Annotated in this window: 17 protein-coding genes; 9 read left to right on the forward strand and 8 right to left on the reverse strand. The window is 74.7% G+C overall.

Translation table 11 applies throughout. From position 1 onward, the window contains the following. Window positions 1-50: 50 nt before the first annotated feature. Genes ACFP1Z_RS15925 through ACFP1Z_RS15945 form a run of 5 tightly spaced genes read left to right on the forward strand, consistent with a single transcriptional unit; the run spans window position 51 to window position 7,113 of the window. Window positions 51-2,084, forward strand: a complete 2,034-nt coding sequence (locus tag ACFP1Z_RS15925; RefSeq protein ID WP_390316969.1) for a proton-conducting transporter transmembrane domain-containing protein — start codon at window positions 51-53, stop codon at window positions 2,082-2,084. Between the two features lie 34 nt (window positions 2,085-2,118). Next, on the forward strand, window positions 2,119-3,135 hold the full coding sequence (locus ACFP1Z_RS15930) for a respiratory chain complex I subunit 1 family protein (RefSeq protein ID WP_390316970.1): 1,017 nt from the start codon (window positions 2,119-2,121) through the stop codon (window positions 3,133-3,135). A gap of 19 nt (window positions 3,136-3,154) precedes the next feature. Then, window positions 3,155-3,859, forward strand: a complete 705-nt coding sequence (locus tag ACFP1Z_RS15935; protein ID WP_390316971.1) for a hypothetical protein — start codon at window positions 3,155-3,157, stop codon at window positions 3,857-3,859. Then, a complete protein-coding gene (locus ACFP1Z_RS15940) occupies window positions 3,859-5,583 on the forward strand; it encodes a proton-conducting transporter transmembrane domain-containing protein (RefSeq protein WP_390316972.1) in 1,725 nt (574 codons plus the stop codon). The genes ACFP1Z_RS15935 and ACFP1Z_RS15940 overlap by 1 nt, the downstream gene beginning before the upstream one ends. A 3-nt stretch (window positions 5,584-5,586) precedes the next feature. After that, entirely contained in the window at window positions 5,587-7,113 is a 1,527-nt protein-coding gene (locus ACFP1Z_RS15945) for a hydrogenase large subunit (protein ID WP_390316973.1), read from the forward strand. Between the two features lie 24 nt (window positions 7,114-7,137). Here the strand turns inward: ACFP1Z_RS15945 and ACFP1Z_RS15950 are convergent, their stop codons facing one another. From ACFP1Z_RS15950 to ACFP1Z_RS15960, 3 genes are all read right to left on the reverse strand, one after another. Beyond that, window positions 7,138-7,317, reverse strand: a complete 180-nt coding sequence (locus ACFP1Z_RS15950; RefSeq protein WP_390316974.1) for a DUF6126 family protein — start codon at window positions 7,315-7,317, stop codon at window positions 7,138-7,140. Beyond that, window positions 7,314-7,538 carry a hypothetical protein gene (locus ACFP1Z_RS15955; RefSeq protein ID WP_390316975.1) on the reverse strand — a complete coding sequence of 75 codons (225 nt, stop codon included), beginning with the start codon at window positions 7,536-7,538 and terminating at the stop codon, window positions 7,314-7,316. The genes ACFP1Z_RS15950 and ACFP1Z_RS15955 overlap by 4 nt, the downstream gene beginning before the upstream one ends. A 283-nt stretch (window positions 7,539-7,821) precedes the next feature. Next, the gene (locus tag ACFP1Z_RS15960; RefSeq protein ID WP_390316976.1) at window positions 7,822-8,703 is read right to left on the reverse strand and encodes a trypsin-like serine peptidase; all 882 of its coding nucleotides are present in this window, start codon (window positions 8,701-8,703) and stop codon (window positions 7,822-7,824) included. Window positions 8,704-8,935: 232 nt separating this feature from the next. Between ACFP1Z_RS15960 and ACFP1Z_RS15965 the strand changes: the two genes are divergently transcribed. Together ACFP1Z_RS15965 and ACFP1Z_RS15970 are read left to right on the forward strand one after the other, a co-directional pair. Beyond that, the gene (locus ACFP1Z_RS15965; protein ID WP_390316977.1) at window positions 8,936-9,109 is read left to right on the forward strand and encodes a hypothetical protein; all 174 of its coding nucleotides are present in this window, start codon (window positions 8,936-8,938) and stop codon (window positions 9,107-9,109) included. Window positions 9,110-9,195: 86 nt separating this feature from the next. Further along, complete coding sequence (locus tag ACFP1Z_RS15970) at window positions 9,196-10,254, forward strand: hypothetical protein (protein WP_390316978.1); 1,059 nt, start codon at window positions 9,196-9,198, stop codon at window positions 10,252-10,254. A 19-nt stretch (window positions 10,255-10,273) separates the two neighbouring features. On the opposite strand, the gene ACFP1Z_RS15975 is transcribed toward ACFP1Z_RS15970, so the two are convergent. Then, the gene (locus ACFP1Z_RS15975) at window positions 10,274-12,451 is read right to left on the reverse strand and encodes a type 1 glutamine amidotransferase family protein (protein ID WP_390316979.1); all 2,178 of its coding nucleotides are present in this window, start codon (window positions 12,449-12,451) and stop codon (window positions 10,274-10,276) included. 280 nt (window positions 12,452-12,731) lie between these two features. Here ACFP1Z_RS15975 and ACFP1Z_RS15980 point away from each other — a divergent pair, with 280 nt between their 5' ends. Continuing rightward, entirely contained in the window at window positions 12,732-13,361 is a 630-nt protein-coding gene (locus ACFP1Z_RS15980; protein ID WP_390316981.1) for a 50S ribosomal protein L25/general stress protein Ctc, read from the forward strand. A 720-nt stretch (window positions 13,362-14,081) separates the two neighbouring features. On the opposite strand, the gene ACFP1Z_RS15985 is transcribed toward ACFP1Z_RS15980, so the two are convergent. Both ACFP1Z_RS15985 and ACFP1Z_RS15990 read right to left on the reverse strand, forming a co-directional pair. Then, window positions 14,082-14,855, reverse strand: a complete 774-nt coding sequence (locus ACFP1Z_RS15985; protein WP_390316982.1) for a VOC family protein — start codon at window positions 14,853-14,855, stop codon at window positions 14,082-14,084. 239 nt (window positions 14,856-15,094) lie between these two features. After that, complete coding sequence (locus ACFP1Z_RS15990) at window positions 15,095-16,159, reverse strand: NAD(P)-dependent alcohol dehydrogenase (protein ID WP_390316984.1); 1,065 nt, start codon at window positions 16,157-16,159, stop codon at window positions 15,095-15,097. Window positions 16,160-16,276: 117 nt separating this feature from the next. Here ACFP1Z_RS15990 and ACFP1Z_RS15995 point away from each other — a divergent pair, with 117 nt between their 5' ends. After that, a complete protein-coding gene (locus ACFP1Z_RS15995) occupies window positions 16,277-17,155 on the forward strand; it encodes a helix-turn-helix transcriptional regulator (RefSeq protein ID WP_390316985.1) in 879 nt (292 codons plus the stop codon). A gap of 68 nt (window positions 17,156-17,223) precedes the next feature. On the opposite strand, the gene ACFP1Z_RS16000 is transcribed toward ACFP1Z_RS15995, so the two are convergent. Both ACFP1Z_RS16000 and ACFP1Z_RS16005 read right to left on the reverse strand, forming a co-directional pair. Next, window positions 17,224-18,996, reverse strand: coding sequence for a M4 family metallopeptidase (locus ACFP1Z_RS16000; protein WP_390317039.1), 1,773 nt, complete (start codon window positions 18,994-18,996; stop codon window positions 17,224-17,226). A gap of 365 nt (window positions 18,997-19,361) precedes the next feature. Beyond that, window positions 19,362-19,808, reverse strand: a complete 447-nt coding sequence (locus ACFP1Z_RS16005; protein WP_390316986.1) for a gamma-glutamylcyclotransferase family protein — start codon at window positions 19,806-19,808, stop codon at window positions 19,362-19,364. Window positions 19,809-19,837: the final 29 nt, after the last annotated feature.

The following is a 19,837-nucleotide window of genomic DNA, read 5'->3' on the forward strand; positions in this document are numbered from 1 at the left end:
AACGGCGCGGTGGCCGCCGCGCGTCCACGGCGCGCCGGCGGGGCCGGCGCGTGAGGGGGGCCGAGGGCGCGGCGGCCGTCGCGGCCCGGCGGGCCGGGGCCGGGGCGCTCGCCGGAGCGGTGCTGCCGGGGCGGGCGCGCGTCGTCGCCGTGGGCGCGTGCACCGCCGCACTCGGTGCCGCGGCCCTTGCCGCCGGGGCGTTCGCGCTGGGCGGCGCCCACTGGTCGGCCGCCTTCCCCGGACTGCTGCCGCTGGCCGGCGTGTACGTGGCCGTCGACGCCCTGTCGGGCATGTTCATGGCCGTCGCCGGGGCGGTCGTGCTCGCCGTCGCCGTCTACGGCATCGGCTACTGCGCGCGCGGCGGCCCGCACGGCACCGCCTCACGCGGAGTGCAGGCCGCGCTGCCCGTCTTCGCGCTCACCCTCGTGCTCGTCCCCGCGGCCGCCTCCGTCTCCACCTTCCTGCTGCTGTGGGAGGCCATGGCCGTCACCTCCCTGCTGCTCGTCCTCGCCGAACAGCGCGAACGCTCCTCCGTACGCGAAGCCGGCGTGTGGTACGCGGTCATGACCCACTTGGGGCTCGTCCTGCTGCTCGCCGGACTCGCCCTGTTCGCCGCCCGCGCCGGCGGCGAGACCTTCACCGCGCTGCGGGCCGGCGCCCACGCCATGTCCCCCCTCGCCCGGGGCACCGTCTTCGTCCTCGTGGTCGCGGCGTTCGCCTCGAAGGCCGGCATGGTGCCGCTGCACCCCTGGCTGCCGCGCGCCCACCCCGAAGCCCCCAGCAACGTCTCGGCGTTGATGAGCGCCGCCATGGTGAACCTGGGTGCCTACGGCATCGTCCGCGTCGCCTTCGACCTGCTCGGCGGCGGCCCGCGCTGGGGATGGCTGCTCGTCCTCGCCACCGGCGCGCTCTCCGCCGTCCACGGCATCCTGCAGGCCGCGATGGCCTCCGACCTCAAGCGGCTGCTCGCCTACTCCACCTCCGAGAACCTCGGCCTCGTGCTCATCGGCGTCGGCGCCGCCGGCCTGTTCGCCTCCTCCGGACACCCGGCCCCCGCCGCCCTCGCCCTCGCCGCGGCCCTGCTGCACGTCGCCAACCACGCCGTGTTCAAGGCCCTGTTGTTCTGCGCCGCCGGCTCCGTCGTCCGCGCCACCGGACTGCGCGACCTGGACCGGCTCGGCGGGCTGCGCGCCCGGATGCCCGCCACCGCCGGCTTCTTCGCGGTGGCCGCCCTGGGCGCCGTCGCCCTGCCCCCGGGCAACGGCTTCCTCAGCGAATGGCTGCTGCTGCAGTCCCTCATCCGCGGCCTCGCCGTGCCCGGCGTGTCCACGGCCATCGTGCTGCCCCTGGCCGTCGCCGTGATCGCCCTGTCCGCCGGGCTCGCCGCCGCCGTGTTCGTCAAGGCGCTGGGAGTCGGCTTCTTCGCCCGGCCGCGCAGCGCCCAGGCCGCCGCGGCCCAGGAGAGCCCGCCCGGCATGCTCATCGGCATGGGCCTGCTCGCGGCCGGCTGCACCGGGCTGGCCCTCGTACCCGGCGCCCTCGGCAACGGGCTCTCCCGGGCGGTGGCCGCCGCCGGGCTCACCGGCGGCGCCCCGCTGTCCGGCGGCGGCCTCGACGTACGCCTCGACCGGCTCGCCGCCTCCTTCTCCCCGCTGTGGGTCGCCGGCGCCCTCGCCGCCGGAACGGCCGTCGCCGCCCTGCTGGTCCGCGTCACCACCCGGCGCGGCCGCCGCCGCGGCGCCCGGCTGTGGGACTGCGGGGGCGGCGCCCCCACACCCCGCATGTCCTACACCGCCACCTCCTTCGCCGAGCCCCTGCAACGGGTCTTCGACGACGTGCTCGCCCCCGAACAGGACGTCGACGTCACGCCGTTGCGCGAATCCGCCTACCTCGTCGAGAAGGTCCGCTACCGGCGCCGCGTGCCCGACCGGATCGAGCACCGGCTCTACCGCCCCGTCCTCGACGGCCTGGCCCGACTCGGCCGCGGCGCCCGCCGCCTGGCCTCCGGCAGCGTGCATCTCTACCTGGGCTACGGGTTCTTCGGCCTCGTCGCCCTCCTGCTGGCCCTGGCGGTGGGCTGGTGACGGACGAGCCCCGCACCGCGCACGAGGAGACACCGTGAACGGCACGGCACACGGCACCACCGGCGCACTCACCCACGGCATCGCGCACACCCTCGCCCGGCACGCCACCGGCACGGCGGCGCTCGCCGCCCAGGTCGCCCTCGTCGTCGGCGGCGCCCCGCTGCTCGCCGGACTCATGCGGCAGATCCGCGCCCGGCTGGAGGGCCGGGCCGGCCCCGGGATCGGCCAACCCTGGCGCGACCTGCGCAAGTTGCTGCGCAAGGAGCCCGTCACCCCGGTCGGCACCGGCCCGGCCTTCCGCGCCGCCCCCCTGCTGCTCGTCGCCACCACGGCCGTCGTCGCCGCCCTGGTGCCGCTCGCCTCCACCGCGACCCCCGTCAGCGGCAGCTCCGACCTGATCCTGGTGGTGGCCCTGCTCGCCCTGGGCACCGTCGCCCTCGCCCTGGCCGGACTGGACACCGGCACCGCCTTCGGCGGCATGGGGGCCTCCCGGGAGATGACCGTGGCCGCCCTCGTCGAACCCACCATCCTGCTCGCGGTGTTCGCCCTGTCGATACCGGCCGGGTCCACCAATCTGTCCGCCATCGTCTCCGGCGGACTCGACGACCCCGTCCGCCTGGCCTCCCCGGCCGGACTGCTGGCCACCGCCGCCCTCGCCGTCGCCGTCCTCGCCGAGACCGGCCGGCTGCCGGTGGACAACCCCTCGACCCACCTGGAACTGACCATGGTCCACGAAGCGATGGTGCTGGAGTACGCCGGACCCGACCTCGCCCTGGTCGAACTCGGCTCCCAGATGCGGCTCGCGGTCCTGCTCGGCCTGCTGGCCACGCTCTCCGCGCCGTGGGGCATCGCCACCGGCGCGGCCCCCGCCGCCCTCGCCCTCGCCCTGGTCCTCCTCGCCGTCAAGGTCGCCCTGCTCGGCGCCGTCCTCGCGGCAGCCGAGGTCTTCTGGGCCAAGCTGCGGCTCTTCCGGGTCCCCGAACTGCTTGCCGGATCCTTCCTGCTCGCCCTGCTCGCGGTGACCGCCTCCTACTTCCTCACCGGAGAGTGAGGCCCCACGTGAGGCACGCATGAACGACAGCGTCTACACCCAGCTCCTCGACCTCGCCTGCGGCGCCTTCCTGCTCGCCGCCGTCGTGGTCCTGTGGCTGCGCCAACTCACCTCCATCGTGCGCGCGTTCGCCCTGCAGGGCGTGGCCCTCGCGGCGCTCCCCGCCCTCCTCGGCCTGCACGAGGGCCGCCGCCCCCTGCTCGCCGTCGCCGTCGGCATCGCCCTGCTGCGCGCCGGAGCCCTGCCGCACCTGATGCGGCGCGCGCTCGGCGCCGCCGAGCCCCCGCGCCCGTACCCCGCCCACCCCTACCAGGAGGACGTCAGCGAGGCACGCGAGACCCGCCCCCTGGTCAACGTCGCGGCCTCCCTGCTGAGCGCCGCGATGCTGACCCTCCTCGCCTACGCCGTCGCCCGGCCCCTGGTCGAACTGCACCCCACGCCCGCGACGCGCGCCCTGCCCGTCGGGCTCGCCGTCGTCCTGATCGGCTTCTTCACCCTGGTCACCCGCCGCCGGGCGCTCGCCCAGGTGGTGGGCTTCCTGCTCCTGGACAACGGCATCACCGCCACGGCCTTCCTGGCCGCCTCCGGGGTGCCGCTGATCGTCGAACTCGGCGTCTCCTTCGACGTCCTGCTCGCCGTTCTCGTCCTGCAGATCCTCACCACCCGGATGCGGGCCGCCTTCGGCGGCACCGGCATCGACGATTTGCGGGAGCTGCGCGACTGATGACGTACGCCACCACCACCCTGCTGCTGACCGCACCCATCGCGGCCCCCCTGGCCACCTCGGCCGCCTACGCCGCCGGAGGACTGCGCGGCCGGATCCCGCGCCCCCGGCCCGCGTTCGCCCTCGCCCACCGGCCGCCGCCCCAGCGCGCGGCCGCCCCCCACCTCTCGGGCGTCGCCACCGCGCGGCGGCACAGCGGCAGCACACCGCCCCCGGCCGCCCCCGGCGGCACCCCGTGGGCCGGCCCCGCTCCGGCCGCGCACCCCATGGCCCCGGGCCCCGCCCCCGACTCCCCGCCCGCCGCGCCCGGAGCGGAGCCGGGCCGGCTCGGCGCCTGGCTCGGCCTGCTCTCCCCGGCCGCCATCCTCGCCAGCGGCGCCGCCCTCGCCGTCACCGTCCCCGGCCACGGCCCCGTGACCGCCTACGGACTGCTGCTGCGCGCCGACGCCCTGACCGTCTGGCTGCTGCTCGTCGTCGGCGCCGTCTCCCTCCTCGCGTGCGCCGCGGGCCCCGCCCACCTCGCCCAGGAACGCACCGACGCGCGCACGGCCCGCCGCTACCACCTCCTGGTGCACGCCTTCCTCGCCGCGATGAGCGCCGCGGTGCTCGCCGCCAACCTCGGTGTGCTGTGGATCGCCATCGAGGCCACCACCATCGTCACCGCCTTCCTCGTGGGCCACCGACGCACCCGCGCCTCCGTCGAGGCCGCCTGGAAGTACGTCGTGATCTGCTCGGCCGGCATCGCCCTCGCCCTCCTGGGCACCGTCCTCGTCTACTACGCCGCCCGGCAGGCCGGCATCCCCGAGGCCACCGCCCTGGACTGGCCCACCCTCACCGCCCGCGCCCACAGCCTCGACCCGGCCGTCACCCGGCTGGCCACCGGGCTCGTCGTGCTCGGCTTCGGCGCCAAGGCGGGCCTGGCCCCCCTGCACGCCTGGCTGCCCGACGCCCACAGCCAGGCGCCCGCCCCGGTCTCCGCGCTGATGTCCGGAGTGCTGCTGTCGGTCGCCTTCGCCGGGCTGCTGCGCTACAAGACCGTCGCGGACGCCGCCCTCGGCCCCCACTACGCCCGAACCCTCCTGGCCGGGGCCGCCCTGGTCACCCTCGCCCTCGCGGCCGCCCTGCTGCTGGCCCAGCGCGACGGCAAACGCATGCTGGCCTATTCGAGCATGGAACACATGAGTCTGATCGCGCTCGGCACCGCGGTCGGCACCCCTCTCGCGCTGACCGCCGTCCTGCTGCACATCGCCGGGCACGGGCTCGCCAAGACCGTCGCCTTCTGCGCCTCGGGCCACATCCTGCATCTGCGTGGCACGAGCCTCATCGGCCGGGTGCGGGGCCTGATCGCCGACGTGCCCGTCCTCGGCGTCTGCTTCGGGCTGGCGGTGCTCGCCCTGCTCGGCCTGCCGCCCTTCTCCCTGTTCCCCTCCGAACTGGGCATCTTCCGGGCCGGGTTCACCGCCCGCACGGGCGGCTGGGCCGTCGCCGCCGCGCTGCCCCTGATGCTCGCGGCCTTCGCCGCCGTGGCCGTCCGTACGGCCCGGATGCTGCTCGGACCCGGAACGCACGGACCGGCCTCCGGCGGCGAGCACGGCCGGCGGCTCGGGGCCGCGGCGGCCGCCCCGCTGACCGCCGGGCTGCTCGCCTGCGCCGCGCTCGGCGTCGCCACCGGGCCGCTGACCCGGCTGCTGTCCACCGCCGGCGAGGTCATCGGAGGCCGCTGAACCATGTACGCGCAGGCACCCCTGCGGACCGTGACCGACCTCGACCCGGCCGAACTGCCCGCCAAGGCCGCCGCGTTGCTGCTGGCCGGGCACCGGCTCGCGCTCGTCGCCGCCCACCACGACGAGGAGGGAGCCCCCGGCGGCCGCGCCGTGCGCGTCGTCCTGCTCTTCCTCACCGGCCCGCCCGACACCCGCACCGAACTGCACGTACGCCTCGATCCGGACGCGCCCGAACTGCCCACCCTCGCCCATCTCTCCTTCCCCGCGGGCCGGTTCGAGCGCGAGATGCGCGACCTGCACGGCATCGTGCCCACGGGCCACCCCCTGCCGCACCGCCTGGTGCGCCACTTCCACTGGCCCAAGGGCTGGTACCCGATGCACCCCGACGCGGGCCCGCCCCCGCCCTTCGGCGAACAGGAGGGCCCCTACCCCTTCCTGGAGGTCGAGGGTGAGGGCGTCTACGAGATCCCCGTCGGCCCCGTGCACGCCGGCCTCATCGAACCGGGTCACTTCCGCTTCTCCGTCGTCGGCGAGACGATCATCAAGCTCAAGGCCCGGCTGTGGTTCGTCCACAAGGGCATCGAGAAGCTCTTCGAGGGCCGCCTCCCCGAGGACGGGCTGCCGCTCGCCGAGCGCGTCAGCGGCGACACCACCGTGGGGCACGCGCTCGCCTACTGCCTGGCCGTGGAGGAGGCCACCGGCCTGTACGTGCCCGAGGCCGCCCGGCGCGCCCGCGCGCTGCTGCTCGAACTCGAACGCCTCCACAACCACGTGGCCGACCTCGGCGCCCTGTGCAACGACGTCGGCCACGGCATCCTCCACGCCCGCGCCCAGCACCTGCGCGAGCGGCTGCTGCGGCTGAACCGGCAGACCACCGGACACCGGCTGCTGCGCGGCGGTGTCGTGCCCGGCGGGGCCGTGCTGTGCGCGGTGCCCGAGCCGGCCGTCCTGCGCGCGCTGGGCCGGGAGATCCGTGAACTCGTCACGCTGGCCCTCGGCCACACCACCGTGCGCGACCGGTTCACCGGCACCGCCCGTCTCGGCGCGGACGCCGCCCGCGACCTCGGCTGCCTCGGCTACGTCGCCCGCGCCAGCGGACTGGCCGCCGACGCCCGGCGCAACCACCCCTTCCACGACTACGGCGAGAGCCTGACCGTCCCCGTGCACGCCTCGGGCGACGTCCTGGCCCGCTTCCTGGTCCGCGCCGAGGAGACCGAGGTCTCCCTCGCGCTGGCCGAGCGGCTCTGCCCGGGGCTGGGGCCCGGGCGGGCGGTGGGGGAGACGACCTGGCCGCCGCGGTCCGGACGGCACGCGCACCGCGCGGGCGTCGGCGTCGTCGAGGGCTGGCGGGGCACCATCACCACGCGCGTCGAACTCGCCGCCGACCACACCCTGACCCGCGTGAAGATCGCCGATCCGTCGTTCTTCAACTGGCCGGCCCTGCCGGTCGCGCTGGCCGACACGATCGTCCCCGACTTCCCGCTGGCCAACAAGAGCTTCAATCTCTCGTACGCGGGAAACGACCTGTGAGCGCCCCGCCGGGCTCCGGCGGTCCTACTTGGCATGGGCGCCCAGGTAGAACAGCAGCCAGATGAAACCCGCGAAGAGATGGCCGACCAGGACGTAGATCAGTACGCGTATGCCCACGTTGTTGTAGGCGTTCTTGTCCTCCGCGCCGCGCCGGCGGTCGCGTGCCGTCGCGGCCGCGCGCTGCTGGGTGTCGTCGGTCGTCACCGCTCGTCTCCTGTCGCGTCGGCCGTCCCGGACTCTCCGGAGGGCTCCGCCTCCCCGGGACCGTCCGGGTCGACGCCGTGCGCGAGCGCCATGCGCAGCGCGTCCTCCAGCTCGTCCGCCGCCAGCGCCGTCCCGTAGGCGTCGTCGGCCGCCTGCGCCGCGGCGAGCGCGGCCCGGGCGGCCCGCACCCGCTGCCGCATGGCCTCGGCGAAGACGCTCACGACGGACCCCCAGACCGGCAGCGGGCTCCGACACGGCCCGGGCTCGCGCACCGGCCGGGGAAGAGCTCGTGGAAGAGTGAGCCAATTCTAGGCCCGCCCACCGACATCCGGCCGGGGGCGTACGCGCGCACCGCGCGCGGAGCTACAGGCCGCGCCCTCGACGCCCCGGCCGGGCACCTGGAAACGCGGGGTGAGCGCCGGGCCGTCGACCTCCCCGCCGCAGCGGCGGCAGACGATCAGGGGATCGGGATCCGCGCCGCAGGGCGCGTCAAGCAGCCCTGGGTCAGCTCTCCTTGGCCACCGCCTGCCGGTAGAGCCGGGCCACGGCCTCGCCGAAGTACGGGCTGTAGGAGACGTCGTCGGTCGCGCCGCCCTGCTGGTAGCCGCCGATCACCCCGATGACCGAGCCCGTGTGCCGCTCGGGGTCGAAGTCGGTGATCCAGGGGCTGCCGCTGGTGCCGCCGCTGTAGCCGGTGCAGGCGATCCGCAGTTGCCGCGCGCTGTGCCGGGCCGTGGTGTTGATGCAGGTGATGGGGTCGGAACCGCTGCGCGGATAGCCGGTCACGCGTGCCGTGCGGACGAAACCCCGGCCCGTGGCCAGCCGGTTGGCACCGAGCACGTCGGCGATCCGTCTGCCGTCGCGCGGTCTGAGCACGATGAAGGCCACGTCGAGATCCGGGTCGCCGGAGGCGGCCCAGCGCCTGTCCACCACGAGCGCGGCCGGCTCCCAGATCCCGTCCGGCGTCTGCCCGTTGCGGTACGCCGGGGCGAAGACGATGTCCTGGTGGTAGTCGCCGCCGCTGCCGCCGTGCACGCAGTGCGCCGCCGTGATCAGCAGGGAACGGCCCGGGCTGGCCACGACGCTCGCCGTGCAGAAGTGGTCGCCCCGGCGGTCGCGCTCGAAGAGGGCCCCGACCCGGGCGCTGGAGGGCGAGGGCCGGGCAGGGTGCGAGACGCCGGGGTGGCGGCCGAGCGGATCGGCCTTCAGCAGCCGGCTGCGCGGCCAGGTGCCCGACGCGGCGGCCGCCGCTGCGGGCCGGGCACCGCCCGCCTGCACACAGCCGGCGCACGGCACCAGGGCGAGCAGGGCGGCGACGAGCGCTGCCGTACGGACGGGCCGCGGACGCCGTCGGCGCGCGGCCGGCGGCCGGTTCCTCGGTGGCATGGCGCGATGCTACGACGTACCGGTATGTGCCGTACGCCCGTTGGGCCCCCTTGATACCGGGTTCACCCACCGGTGTCCCCGCCTGCACAGGCGTACCGATATGGTCGCTCGTTCGAGCGAGAGGGGATTGGCGCGCTCCGCTCCGGGACAGCCTCTGGTCGCCGACGCCGCCCCGAGGGGGGACCCGGAGCCCGACCGGGACAGGGGCGGCGGGGCGAAGGAGGCGCCTCCCATGCCGTCCACCCAGCACCCGCGCACGGCCGACGCCAGGACGGGCCCGGCGGCCGGGGCGAGAGCCGTCGGCCGCAGGCGGGTGCTCCGGGCCGCGCTCGCCCTCGGCGGGGCCCTGCTCCTGCCCGTCACCGCCCCCGGCGCGGCCCGCGCCGCCACCGGCGGCTGCGGCTGACGCCGCACCGGCCGGGCGGCCGCTGCGCGAGTGCCGCGTCCAACGATCCGTTGTACGAGAGGAGTTGACTCGGTTAGGGTCGGCCGGTGCGCAGACATGTGTTCGCCGCGGCGGTCCTGTCCCTCCTCGTGCTCACGGCGTGCGAGTCCGAGTCGTCCCCGCCCGGACCCCCGCCCCCCGCCCCGCAGTCACCGGCGCCCCCGTCCTCCCGCGCATCCCGCGGCGACGGCGCCGAACTGCTCTACCGGGGCGGCGGGCGGGCCAGCGCGCAGAACCCCGCGTTCTCGCCCGACGGCACGTCCCTGCTGTTCACCCTCTTCCAGGGCGGCTACAACGACGGAGCCGCCTCCTTGCGCGTCCTGCCGCTGACCGGCGGCGGGCACCCCGGCCGGCCCGACACCCTGCTGGAGGACCGGGACAAGGCCGCGGTCAATCTGCCCGGCTCCAGCTGGCACCCCTCGGCCGGAGTGGCCTTCGCCTCCGACCGGGCCGGCGCCCGCGACGAGGTATGGGTGCTGCCGCCCGGCGGCAGGCCCACCAGGGTCACCGAGCACGACGGCGACTCCGGCTATCTGGAGCCCAGCTTCTCGCCCGACGGCCAGTGGATCGTCTTCCAGGAGAGCAAGGAGAAGGAAGGCAAGGAGGACGAGGCACGCGGCAGGGCCCGCACCGTGCACGGCTCGATCTGGAAGGTCCGCAAGGACGGCAGCGAGGCCACCCGGCTGATCGACGGACCCGCCACCGGCAGCGACAACCGCCAGCCCAACTGGTCCCCGCAGGGCGACCGGCTGGTCTTCCAGCGGCGCGCGCAGCAGGGCGACGACTGGGCGCTGTACGTGATGAACGCGGACGGCTCCGGTCTGCGCCGGCTCACCGACGGCCCCGGGGAGCACACCGACGCCAGCTGGTCGCCCGACGGCCGCTCGGTGGTCTACTCCTCCACCGGCGGCGGCCTCGATCTGCCGCAGATCTTCGTGACCGGCGCGGACGGCGGCCGCCCGGTGCGGGTGACGCGGAACGACAAGAGCTACGACGGCGCGCCGAGCTGGTCGCCCGACGGCCGCTGGATCGCCTTCGAGTCCCATGCCGGGGACGACGACGCGCCCGCCTCGCTGTGGCGCATCCCCGCCCCCGGCAGCCACTGAGCGGCCGGGCCCCGGCGGCTCAGCCGAAGGTGACGGTCAGCAAGGAGTACTGCGCAACCGTCAGCTCCACGGCGGCCGTTGCCCCCGTGACGCGCACGGCGGCCGGCTGCGGCGCGGGCGAGGCCGCGTCCGGGGAGCTCACCGTCGCGGACACCACCCGCTTGCCCGCCGGCACGGCGAGCGAGACCGTGCAGACGGTGGGCACGGTGCGGAACGCGGCAGGCGTGTCACCGAAGTTGGTGAAGTTCACCAGCTGGACGACCGTGTCCTCGCCGAGCCTGCTCACCTCCATGTGGACGCGCTGGTCCCCGCCGAGCGTCACCGCCGCCGGGGCCGCCGCGCGCACCGGCTCCAGCAGCGACTCGGCGCTCGCCCGGTCGGTGTTCACCAGATAGCTCTGGCCGGCCAGGGACTTGACGTACCAGCAGGTGCCCGCGCCGAAGGAGTTGCGCCTGGAGACCGGCAGCGGGTCCGCCTTGCGGAAGCCGAGCACGTCCGACAGCGCGTACTCGCTCCTGGCCGCGCCCAGCTGGTCGAGTGCCGTGGGTGCCGGCCCGGTGATCACGACGGTGCCGCCGCCCGCCACGAACGCGCGCAGCACCGCCGCCTCGTCGTCCGAGACGGCCTGAAGATTCGGCAGCAGCAGCACCCGGAAGCGGGACAGATCGGCGGCCGTCAGTCCGGGGCTGGTCACCGTGTCGAAGGGGATGTGCGCGTACACCAGCGCCTTGACGGTGCCCCGGAACTCGCCCAGCCACGGCTGCCGGGCGCAGCTGTCGTCCGGGGTGCCCACGCTCCACCAGTCCTTGACCCCCGACGGCTTCCTGGCGTTGGCGTACATGCCGGTACCGCTGTTGAACGGACCCACGAAGTCCCGGGACGCGGAGGAGTGGTAGACGCCGACCACGGCCGAGGAAGCGGCGTCGAACAGCTTCGCCTGGTTCGCCGCGACGAAGCCGTACATGCGGGTGCGCATCGACCGGTCGGTCGTGTCGTTCTTGTACGGGCTCTTGACCTCGTACGGATTGCAGCCCGCCGCCAGCAGTTCGGCCATCACCAGCGAGGCGTCGTCGGCCTTCCAGCCGTAGGAGAACGCCCACGCCGGTTTCGTCCCGCTCGCCGCCCGCGCGTACTTGTACATCGAGATCAGACACGTCCAGTCGGTGGCCGTCGCGTGCCGCATCCCGTCGTGGTTGGCGAGGATGTCCACCTCCCAGACCTGGCTGACGCCCTCCGCCCCGCGCAGATACGCACCGTCCAGGCCGATCGTCGTGGCGTACTGGTAGTCCATGCTCACCGTCTCGACGAAGGTGACCAGATCCGGGTTGACCGACCGGCCGGCGGCGGCGATGTCCAGCTGCCACCGCAGCAGATTGCGGTGCCGCCATTCCACGTAGCGCCGGAAGACGGAACTGCCGAAGTCGACCTTGGGCGGCAGGGCGAGACCGGTGTCGGCCCGGAAGGCGTCCGCCGCCCAGGACGAGGCGTCGCACCAGCTGACGGCACCGTCGAAGTAGATCGGCACGTCCGGCCAGATCGCGTCCAGCCCCGTGCCCGCGAGGGCCTTGATGCGGCCCAGGTAGAAGTCGCGCCAGGGGGAGTTGGGGCTCACCCAGCAGCTTTCGTCGCCCGGGTCGACCCACACCACCAGACTCCCGTAGAAGACGTTGGGCCTGCCGTCCAGGGAGCGCTGCACCCACGCGCCGCCGTCGCCGTTCTTGTAGAAGGACGGGCCGTTCTCCCCGCCGACGCTGATGACCTCCAGCGACGGGTAGTACATCACCACGCGCAGACCGGCCCGGTGGGCCAGTTCCACGAAGCTCTTCACCTTGCCCATGTGCTGCTGGAAGGCGTCCTCGGTCAGCCAGTTCGACAGGATCGTGTCGAGCTCGATCACGCTGACGTTCTGCGCCTTCAGGGACGCGATCACCGGCTGCATGTCGTGGGCGGGGTCGGCGTCCTCGTCGAAGGTGCCGTCCGCGAGGCGGGCGTAGCGGCTCCACTCCGGGAACGCGGGCAGGGAGGTGCGGGCGGGGGAGGCCGCCAGGCGGGCGGCCGCCGCGGCCCAGCCCGGGACGGCGTCCGGCGCGTCGGGGCCGGGGATCCTGGGCAGCAGTCCCGCCGCCAGCGCCGCCCCGCCGGCCGCCAGGCCCGTCCGTAACAGCCGTCGGCGGCTGAACCCGCCGCGGACGCTCATGCCCCCGATGCTGCCCAACGCGTCGGATCTGCCGGGCTCTTCGGTTCCTTGCAAGGCGCTCATGGCTTCCCCCCTGGGGTGGTGGCGAAGGTGTCCGCACGGTGCCCGCAAAGTCTGCCCGATCGTTTCTGCGCCGGCCGGGGAATCGCGGAACCCGTCCCGGCCCGCGCGCATCGCCCCGGCGGTGCGGGAAGGCTGGGCCGGTTGGAGCAGCACCGCCCGGTCCGGGGGCCGGGGCGGGTATGGACCCACCGAATTGTCGATCACGAGGAGTGCAGTCATGGCCGAGGTGAAGCTGAGCGCCGAGACGCGGAACGCATTCGGCAAGGGTGCCGCCCGCCGCATCCGCCGCGCGGACAAGGTCCCGGCCGTCGTCTACGGACACGGCGCCGACCCCAAGCACGTGACGATCGAGGGCCACGCGCTGTGGATGGCGCTCAAGACCCCCAACGTCCTGATCAGACTGGACATCGACGGCAAGAGCGAACTGGTCATCCCCAAGGCCGTCGACCGCGACCCGCTCAAGGGCTTCCTCGTCCACGTCGACCTGCTGGCCGTCAAGAAGGGCGAGAAGGTCACCGTCGACGTACCCGTGCACACCGAGGGCGAACTGGCCCCGGGCGGCAATGTGTTGGAGCACATCCTCGCCGCCCTGCCCGTCGAGGCGGAGGCCACCCACATCCCCGAGGGCGTCACCGTCTCCATCGAGGGCCTGGAGGCCGGGCACACCGTCAGAGCGGCGGACGTCCCGCTGCCCCGCGGGGTCACGCTTGCCGTCGACGACGACGCCGCCGTACTCCAGGTCGTCCTCGCCCAGGTCGAGGCTCCACCGGAGGAGGAAGAGGAGGAGGCCGAGGAAGGCGCGGCCCCGGCCCCGGAGGCGGCGGAGGAGGCCGCGGCGGAGAGCTGACCCGGGCCGTGCGGCGGCACGGCAGCGGGCACCCCCGCCGGCCGGCGAACCCGGCCGGCGGGGGTCCCGCCGTATCGCGCGGGATACGGCGGGCGGTTCCCGGTGGCGGGGGAGGGCGCGATGGGTGTGCGCCGGTGGCCGGCTCGCCGCCGCTGCGCGGTGCCATGGCAGGAGCTGCGCAGGAGCGGTGGCCGGCCTGTGGCGCCCAGCCTGTATCGCGGCGGCGCAACCGTGCGGCCCGGCCGGCCGTTCGTGGTGGGTGGGTGGGTGGGTCGGGTCGCGGAGGATTGGGGTCGGTTCGGTCGGCGCGCCCAGCCTGTATCGCGGCGGCGCAACCGTGCGGCCCGGCCGGCCGTTCGCGGCGGTTCCCGGCGGCGGGGCAGGCAGACGGGCCGGGTGGTCGGTGTCGGTGTGGCAGGGGAGCCGGCAGCAGGCGGTCGGCTCTGCTCCGTGGCCCGGACGGCCGTCGGCTGAGCCTCGGGCGGGGCCGCCCCTGTGCTGTCGGCCCGCCGGCCGCCCGGCGTTCGTCCTTCCGCCCGTACCGGCTCGGGGCCGCGCGTCCGCCGCCCGCGAAGTCCGCACAGGACGGACCGGCCGTGAGAGGCCCCGGCGGGCGGGCCGCCGCCGCACGCGTGCCTCGGCGGCAGCCGCCCGGCACCGCTGACGGCCGGGCGCGGGAGCGGTGGACAGCCGGCGGGCCGTCCACCGCCACCGCTCACCTCAGCCCTGCGGCCTGATCACCGCGAAGGCCGCGCCGAACGGGTCGGCGAACCAGGCGATCCGGCCGACCTGCGGGATGTCCTCGGGCGGCACGAGCACCGTGCCGCCGCACTCCCGCACCCGGGCGGCCACCGTGTCGGCGTCCTCCACCAGCAGATACGGCATCCAGCGCGTCTCCTCGGCGTCCTCCCGGAGCGGGACGACGCCGCCGAAGGAGGCGTCCTCCTGCGAGCCCTCGGCCGTGGAGAGGACCGTGTACGTCATGCCCGGGATCTCCACCTCCAGGGAGCGCCAGCCGAACAGGCCGCGGTAGAAGGCGTGGGCCGCGGCGGGGTCGCCCGTGTGCAACTCGGCCCAGAACAGTGCGCCGGGCTCGGACGCCAGCTCAAGGCCCTTGACGGCGGCCGGCTGCCAGATCGCGAAGTCGGCGCCGCCCGGGTCGGTGAACTGGCCCATCCGCCCGGCGTTCATCACGTCGAACGGGGCCCGCCGGACCCTGCCGCCGCCCTGCTCGACCGCCTTGGCGGTGGCGTCGGCGTCCGGCGACTGGAAATACACCGTCCAGGCCGGGCTCGCGTTCTCCTCGGTCAGCGGGCCGATGCCCGCAACCGATTTGCCGTCCTTCCGGAAGAGGCCGTAGCCCCCGGCGTCCGGGCCGGCGGACTGCACGTCCCAGCCGAGGACCTCGGCGTAGAACGCGGCGGACGCCGCCGTGTCGGGACTCCCGAGGTCGATCCAGTTGGGGGAGCCGGTCATGAAGTCGGTGCTGAGCATGGTCGATTGCCCCTTCGACGGAATCCACGCCGGGCCCGGCCGCCGCGACCGCGGCGCCCTTCCCCGACCCGGACCCAAGTCTGGCACCGGCCACTGACAACGGCACGGCGTTCCGGGGCACGTGCCCGTACAGCCGTGCGCCGCCGGGCGCCGTACGGGGACACGCGCGCCGTGTCCACGCGGGGCGCCGGGGCACTCCGCGGACCCGGCGCGGACCCGGCGCGGGACGCGGCGGCGTGTCAGATCGTGGCCGCGTCGATGACGAAGCGGTAGCGCACGTCGCTGGCCAGCACCCGCTCGTACGCCTCGTTGACCTGCTCGGCACGGATCAGCTCGATGTCCGCGGCGATGCCGTGCGCGGCGCAGAAGTCGAGCATCTCCTGCGTCTCGGGGATGCCGCCGATCAGCGAACCGGCGTAGGAGCGGCGCCCGCTGATCAGGGGGAAGGCCCCGACCTCCTGCGGGCGCTCCGGGACACCCAGCTGCACCAGGGTGCCGTCGGTCTTCAGCAGCCCCAGGTAGCTGCCCAGGTCCAGGTCTGCGGAGACCGTGTTGAGGATCAGGTCGAAGCTGCCCGCGAGTGCCTCGAAGGTGGCCGGGTCCGAGGTCGCGTGGTAGTGGTCCGCGCCCAGCCGCAGCCCGTCGTCCTTCTTGCGCAGCGACTGGCTGAGCACGGTGACCTCGGCGCCCATCGCGTGCGCGATCTTCACGGCCATGTGGCCCAGGCCGCCCAGGCCGACGACGGCGACCTTCCGGCCGGGGCCGGCCTGCCAGTGCGCGAGCGGCGAGTAGGTGGTGACGCCCGCGCACAGCAGCGGCGCGGCGGCGTCCAGCGGGAGCGCGTCGGGGATGCGCAGGACGTAGTTCTCGTCGACGACGATGTGCTGCGAGTAGCCGCCCTGGGTGGGCTTGCCGTCGCGGCCCGTCGCCGCGTACGTGCCGATCATGCCGGTCGCGCCGGTGCAGTACTGCTGCAGCCCGCCACGGCAGTTCTCGCACTCGCGGCAGGAGTCGACGAAGCAGCCGACGCCGACGCGGTCGCCGGCCGCGTAGCGGGTGACACCCGGGCCGACCTCGGCGACCACACCGGCGATCTCGTGACCCGGCACGACGGGGAAGGTGCCGCCCTCGCCCCACTCCGCCCGCACGGTGTGGATGTCGGAGTGGCAGATGCCCGCGTACTTGATGTCGATGAGCACGTCGTGCTCGCCCAGCGCGCGGCGCTCGACGGCGATCCGCTCCAGCGGCGCCTTGGGCGCGGGGGCGGCGTAGGCGTAAGCGGTGGTGGTGGTCTGTGCGGTCATGCCCCCAGCATCCGTCGCACCGCTGTGAGCAGCCAGAACTCCGGTGAGCGTAGGCTCCGCGTGCCTACCACTGGCAGGGTCACCCTCGCGGTGGGGCCCCCGCGCATACTGGAGGCCATGGATCAGCGCACCGAACTGAGTGAGTTCCTCCGCTCCCGCCGGGCCCGGCTGAGCCCCGCGGACGTGGGCATGGCGCCCCACGGCGGGCGGCGCCGCGTCCCGGGGCTGCGGCGCGAGGAGCTGGCCCAGCTCGCCGGTGTCAGTGTCGCCTACTACACCCGGCTCGAACAGGGCCGGGGGCAGGGCGTCTCCGCCGCCGTGCTCGATGCCATCGCGACCGCGCTGCGGCTGACCCGCGCCGAGCGCGAGCACCTGGAGCACCTGGCCCGGCCGTCCACGAAGAAGAGGGCGCCCGGCGCGCGTACGCTCGGCATCCGCCCGGCGGTGCAGCACCTGCTCGACTCCATGGACAGCACCCCGGCCTACGTGCTCGGCCCGCGTCTGGACATCATCGCCTGGAACCGGCTGGCCCGCGCGCTGCTCGGCGACTTCCCCGCGATGTCCCCGCAGCAGCGCAACATGGCCTGGCAGTTGTTCCTGCGGCCCGAGACGCGCGAGCTGTACGTGGACTGGGCGGGCAAGGCCGCCGACGTCGTCGCCCTGCTGCGGCTGTACGCCGGCCGCTGCCCGGACGACCCCAGGCTGGCCGCGCTGGTCGGTGAACTGTCCGTCAAGAGCGAGGAGTTCCGCGCGCTGTGGGCCGCCCACAACGTGCAGGACAAGTGCTTCGGCGTCAAGCGGCTGCACCACCCGGTCGTCGGGCCGCTCACGCTGCTGTGCGAGAGCCTGGTGCTCCCCGGCGACCAGGGCCAGCAGATCGTCACCTACTGCGCCGAGCCCGGGACGCCGTCGGCCGAGTCCCTGCGGCTGCTGGCCAGTTGGTCCCTGGAGGAGGCCGAGGGGCAGGGCGAGCGGGCGTCACGGAGCGGTGCCTGACAGACGGGTCTCCGTATGCCCGCGTCCCCCGCGGCGGCCGTGGCCGGTGCGGGGGACGCGGGGTCGTCTCAGCGCGCGGCCGGAGGCGTCTGCCGGGGGGTGTTGGCCTCGGTGACGTTGACCGCCGCCCAGGCCCGGTCCACCGCCTTGTACTCCGCGCTGTCCCCGCCGTGGATGTCCGCCGCGGCCTGGAGTGTGGCCTTGCGGGCCTCGTGGAAGTCCGTGGTGGAGACCATGTACCGGGTCAGCGCGCGGTAGAGGATCTGCTCCGCCTTCTGCCGGCCGATGCCGGTGACCGGCGCCCCGTCGTAGGTGGGGGAGTCGTACGCGAAGCCGCCGACGGTCTTCTTGCCGCTGCCCTCGGCCAGCAGGTAGAAGGCGTGCGAGGAGACGCCGGAACCGGCGTGCACCTCACGGTCGTAGGAGCCCTCGTCCCAGTAGTCGACGGTTCCCTCCAGGGTGTCGAGCGAGGGCTTGTCGAGCCGGCGCAGGAATGTCTGCTCCAGACCGAGCTTCTCGCCCAGCAGATAGTTGGGCGGGTTGTCGGGGTTGTTCGTGTGAAACTCCATGCCGGTGCCGAAGATGTCCGCGAGCGACTCGTTGAGCGAACCCGCCTCGCCGAACTGGTTGCCCGCCTTGTCGACCCGGGTCGGCTGGAGGTCGGCGGTCGCGCCGATCACGCCGTGGCTGAGTTCGTGACCGGTGACGTCGAGGGCCACCAGCGGCTGCTTGAACGTTTCTCCGTCGCCGTCCCCGTAGAGCATGCATCCGCAGTCGGGGTCCCAGTAGGCGTTGTCGACCTTGTCCCCGTAGTGCACCATGGCGCGCGGGCCCGCGCCGTCGTCCTTGATGCCGTCGCGGCCGAAGACGCTCTTGTAGTAGTCGAAGGTGGCGGTGGTGCCGTACTGCGCGTCGACCGCGGCCGTGACCGGGTCGGCGGCGGTGCCGCTGCCCCAGCGGTTGTCGGAGGTGGTGAACGCGGTACCGCTCGCGAAGGAGTTGAGCTCCTTGCCGCCCGCGGTGCGGGTCTCGCCGTCGCCCCGGCTCGGGTCCTTGAGGGTGAAGGAGTCCTTCGCGGTCCGGGTGGTCACCAGCGGCACGCTGCCGACGAACAGCGAGGAGCCGGTGCCGTTCGCGGCGGCCGGGAAGCCCGCGCCCGGCTCCGGCCGCTCGCCGGCGGCGGGCCGGCCGGACCGCGCCGGGGTGTCGGGGGCCGCCTGCTGACCCAGGTCCTTGAGCTTTTTGCGGAGGCCGGGGGATATGAAGCCGTCGGTGAGCGGGGTGCTGCTGACGACCTTGCCGGAGGCGGCGTCGACGACCACGCTGTGCAGCGGGCCGGTCCCGTCCGCGTCCTTCTTCTCCACGGTCACGCGGTAGGCGAGGACGGGCGTGGAGTCGCGGGCGTCCACGACGAGTTCGGCGCCGCCCGCGGTGCCGCCGGTGTGCGCGGCGGCCTTCGCCGCGGCCTGGGAGGCGGACAGCGAGGGGGTCGTGCTGGGGACGGCGACCTGGTGCCGCGCGGCCCGGGTCACTCCCAGGTAGGCGCGCTTCGCGTCGAGGTGGACCACCAGGTCCCCGCCGACGACGGGGACGCCCCGGTAGGAGCGCGCGAAACGCACGTGCCGCTTGCCCTCCGGGTCGACGAGCACGTCCTTGACCGCGAGCGTCTCGCCGCGGCCGACGCCGGTCGCCGGGGCGTGCGCGAGGGCGGCGGCCCGGGCCGCCTTGACGGTCTCGGCCTTGACGGCGGCGGAGAGCGGAGCGGCCGCCGGCGCGGCGCCCGCAGGCCGTACGGCGCTGTCCGAGGAGTGGGACGGCGTTGCCGCGGCGGTGCCCGCCATGGTGGCCGCGGCCACCACGGCGACGGCCGCGGTGAGGATGCGCCTGGGGATCGTGGGGGAGTTACGCAACTGTTCAGCGCCCTTTGCCGTGAGGGCGGTTCGGGACGTGCCCGGCCGCCGCGGACGCGCGGTGCTGCCACTCGTGCACCGCGAGAACCTGTGGTTCTGCGGAGGAACTCTGCCGTCATTGGCATGGGCATGGCCAGAGGGATCGGTCGCCTTGTCCGAACAGTTGATGCACTGTTAACAATGGCTCAACCGACCGTGATCAACCGGCGACTTGACGTCGACGAAGGAGTGGCCGAGCGGCCGCTCGGCCAGGTCGGCCGTCCACTATGTGAGATGCCGTCGGTTCCGCGAGGGCGTCAGCGCCCCTCGCGCCCCGTCGGCCAACTCCCGCCCGGCACACGGACCCCGAGAGCCGCCAGCCGCCGTGCCAGCGGCCGCGCGGCGACGTACACCCAGGCCCGTACCGTGACACCGTCGCCCCGCACCACCGGCCGCTCGACGCGCACGTAGTGGTTGCGCGCGCGTCCCGGCACGTAGTCCTCCAGCGCGTCCAGCGCCGCGAGCAGCGTCCGCCAGCGCTCCGGGTCGAGGGTGACCAGCTCGCCGTGGACCTCGCCGCCCGGCTCCTCCACCGCGTACGGGAAGCCGGGCCCCTCGTAGAGCACCGCGCCCCGCAGCACCGCCGGTTCCTCGGCCGCCGTCCGCCCCGCGAGGTACCGGCCGTGGTTGCCCTGGCCGGGCCGCAGCGTCCCGTAGACGAACACCGGCAGCGGCCCGCGGCGGGACTCCTCATCCGTGGTCAACGCACCGTTCCTCCCTCCGCTCCGACCGC

The sequence above is a fragment of the Streptomyces gamaensis genome (genome assembly GCF_042656465.1).
Classification (GTDB): Bacteria; Actinomycetota; Actinomycetes; order Streptomycetales; family Streptomycetaceae; genus Streptomyces; species Streptomyces gamaensis.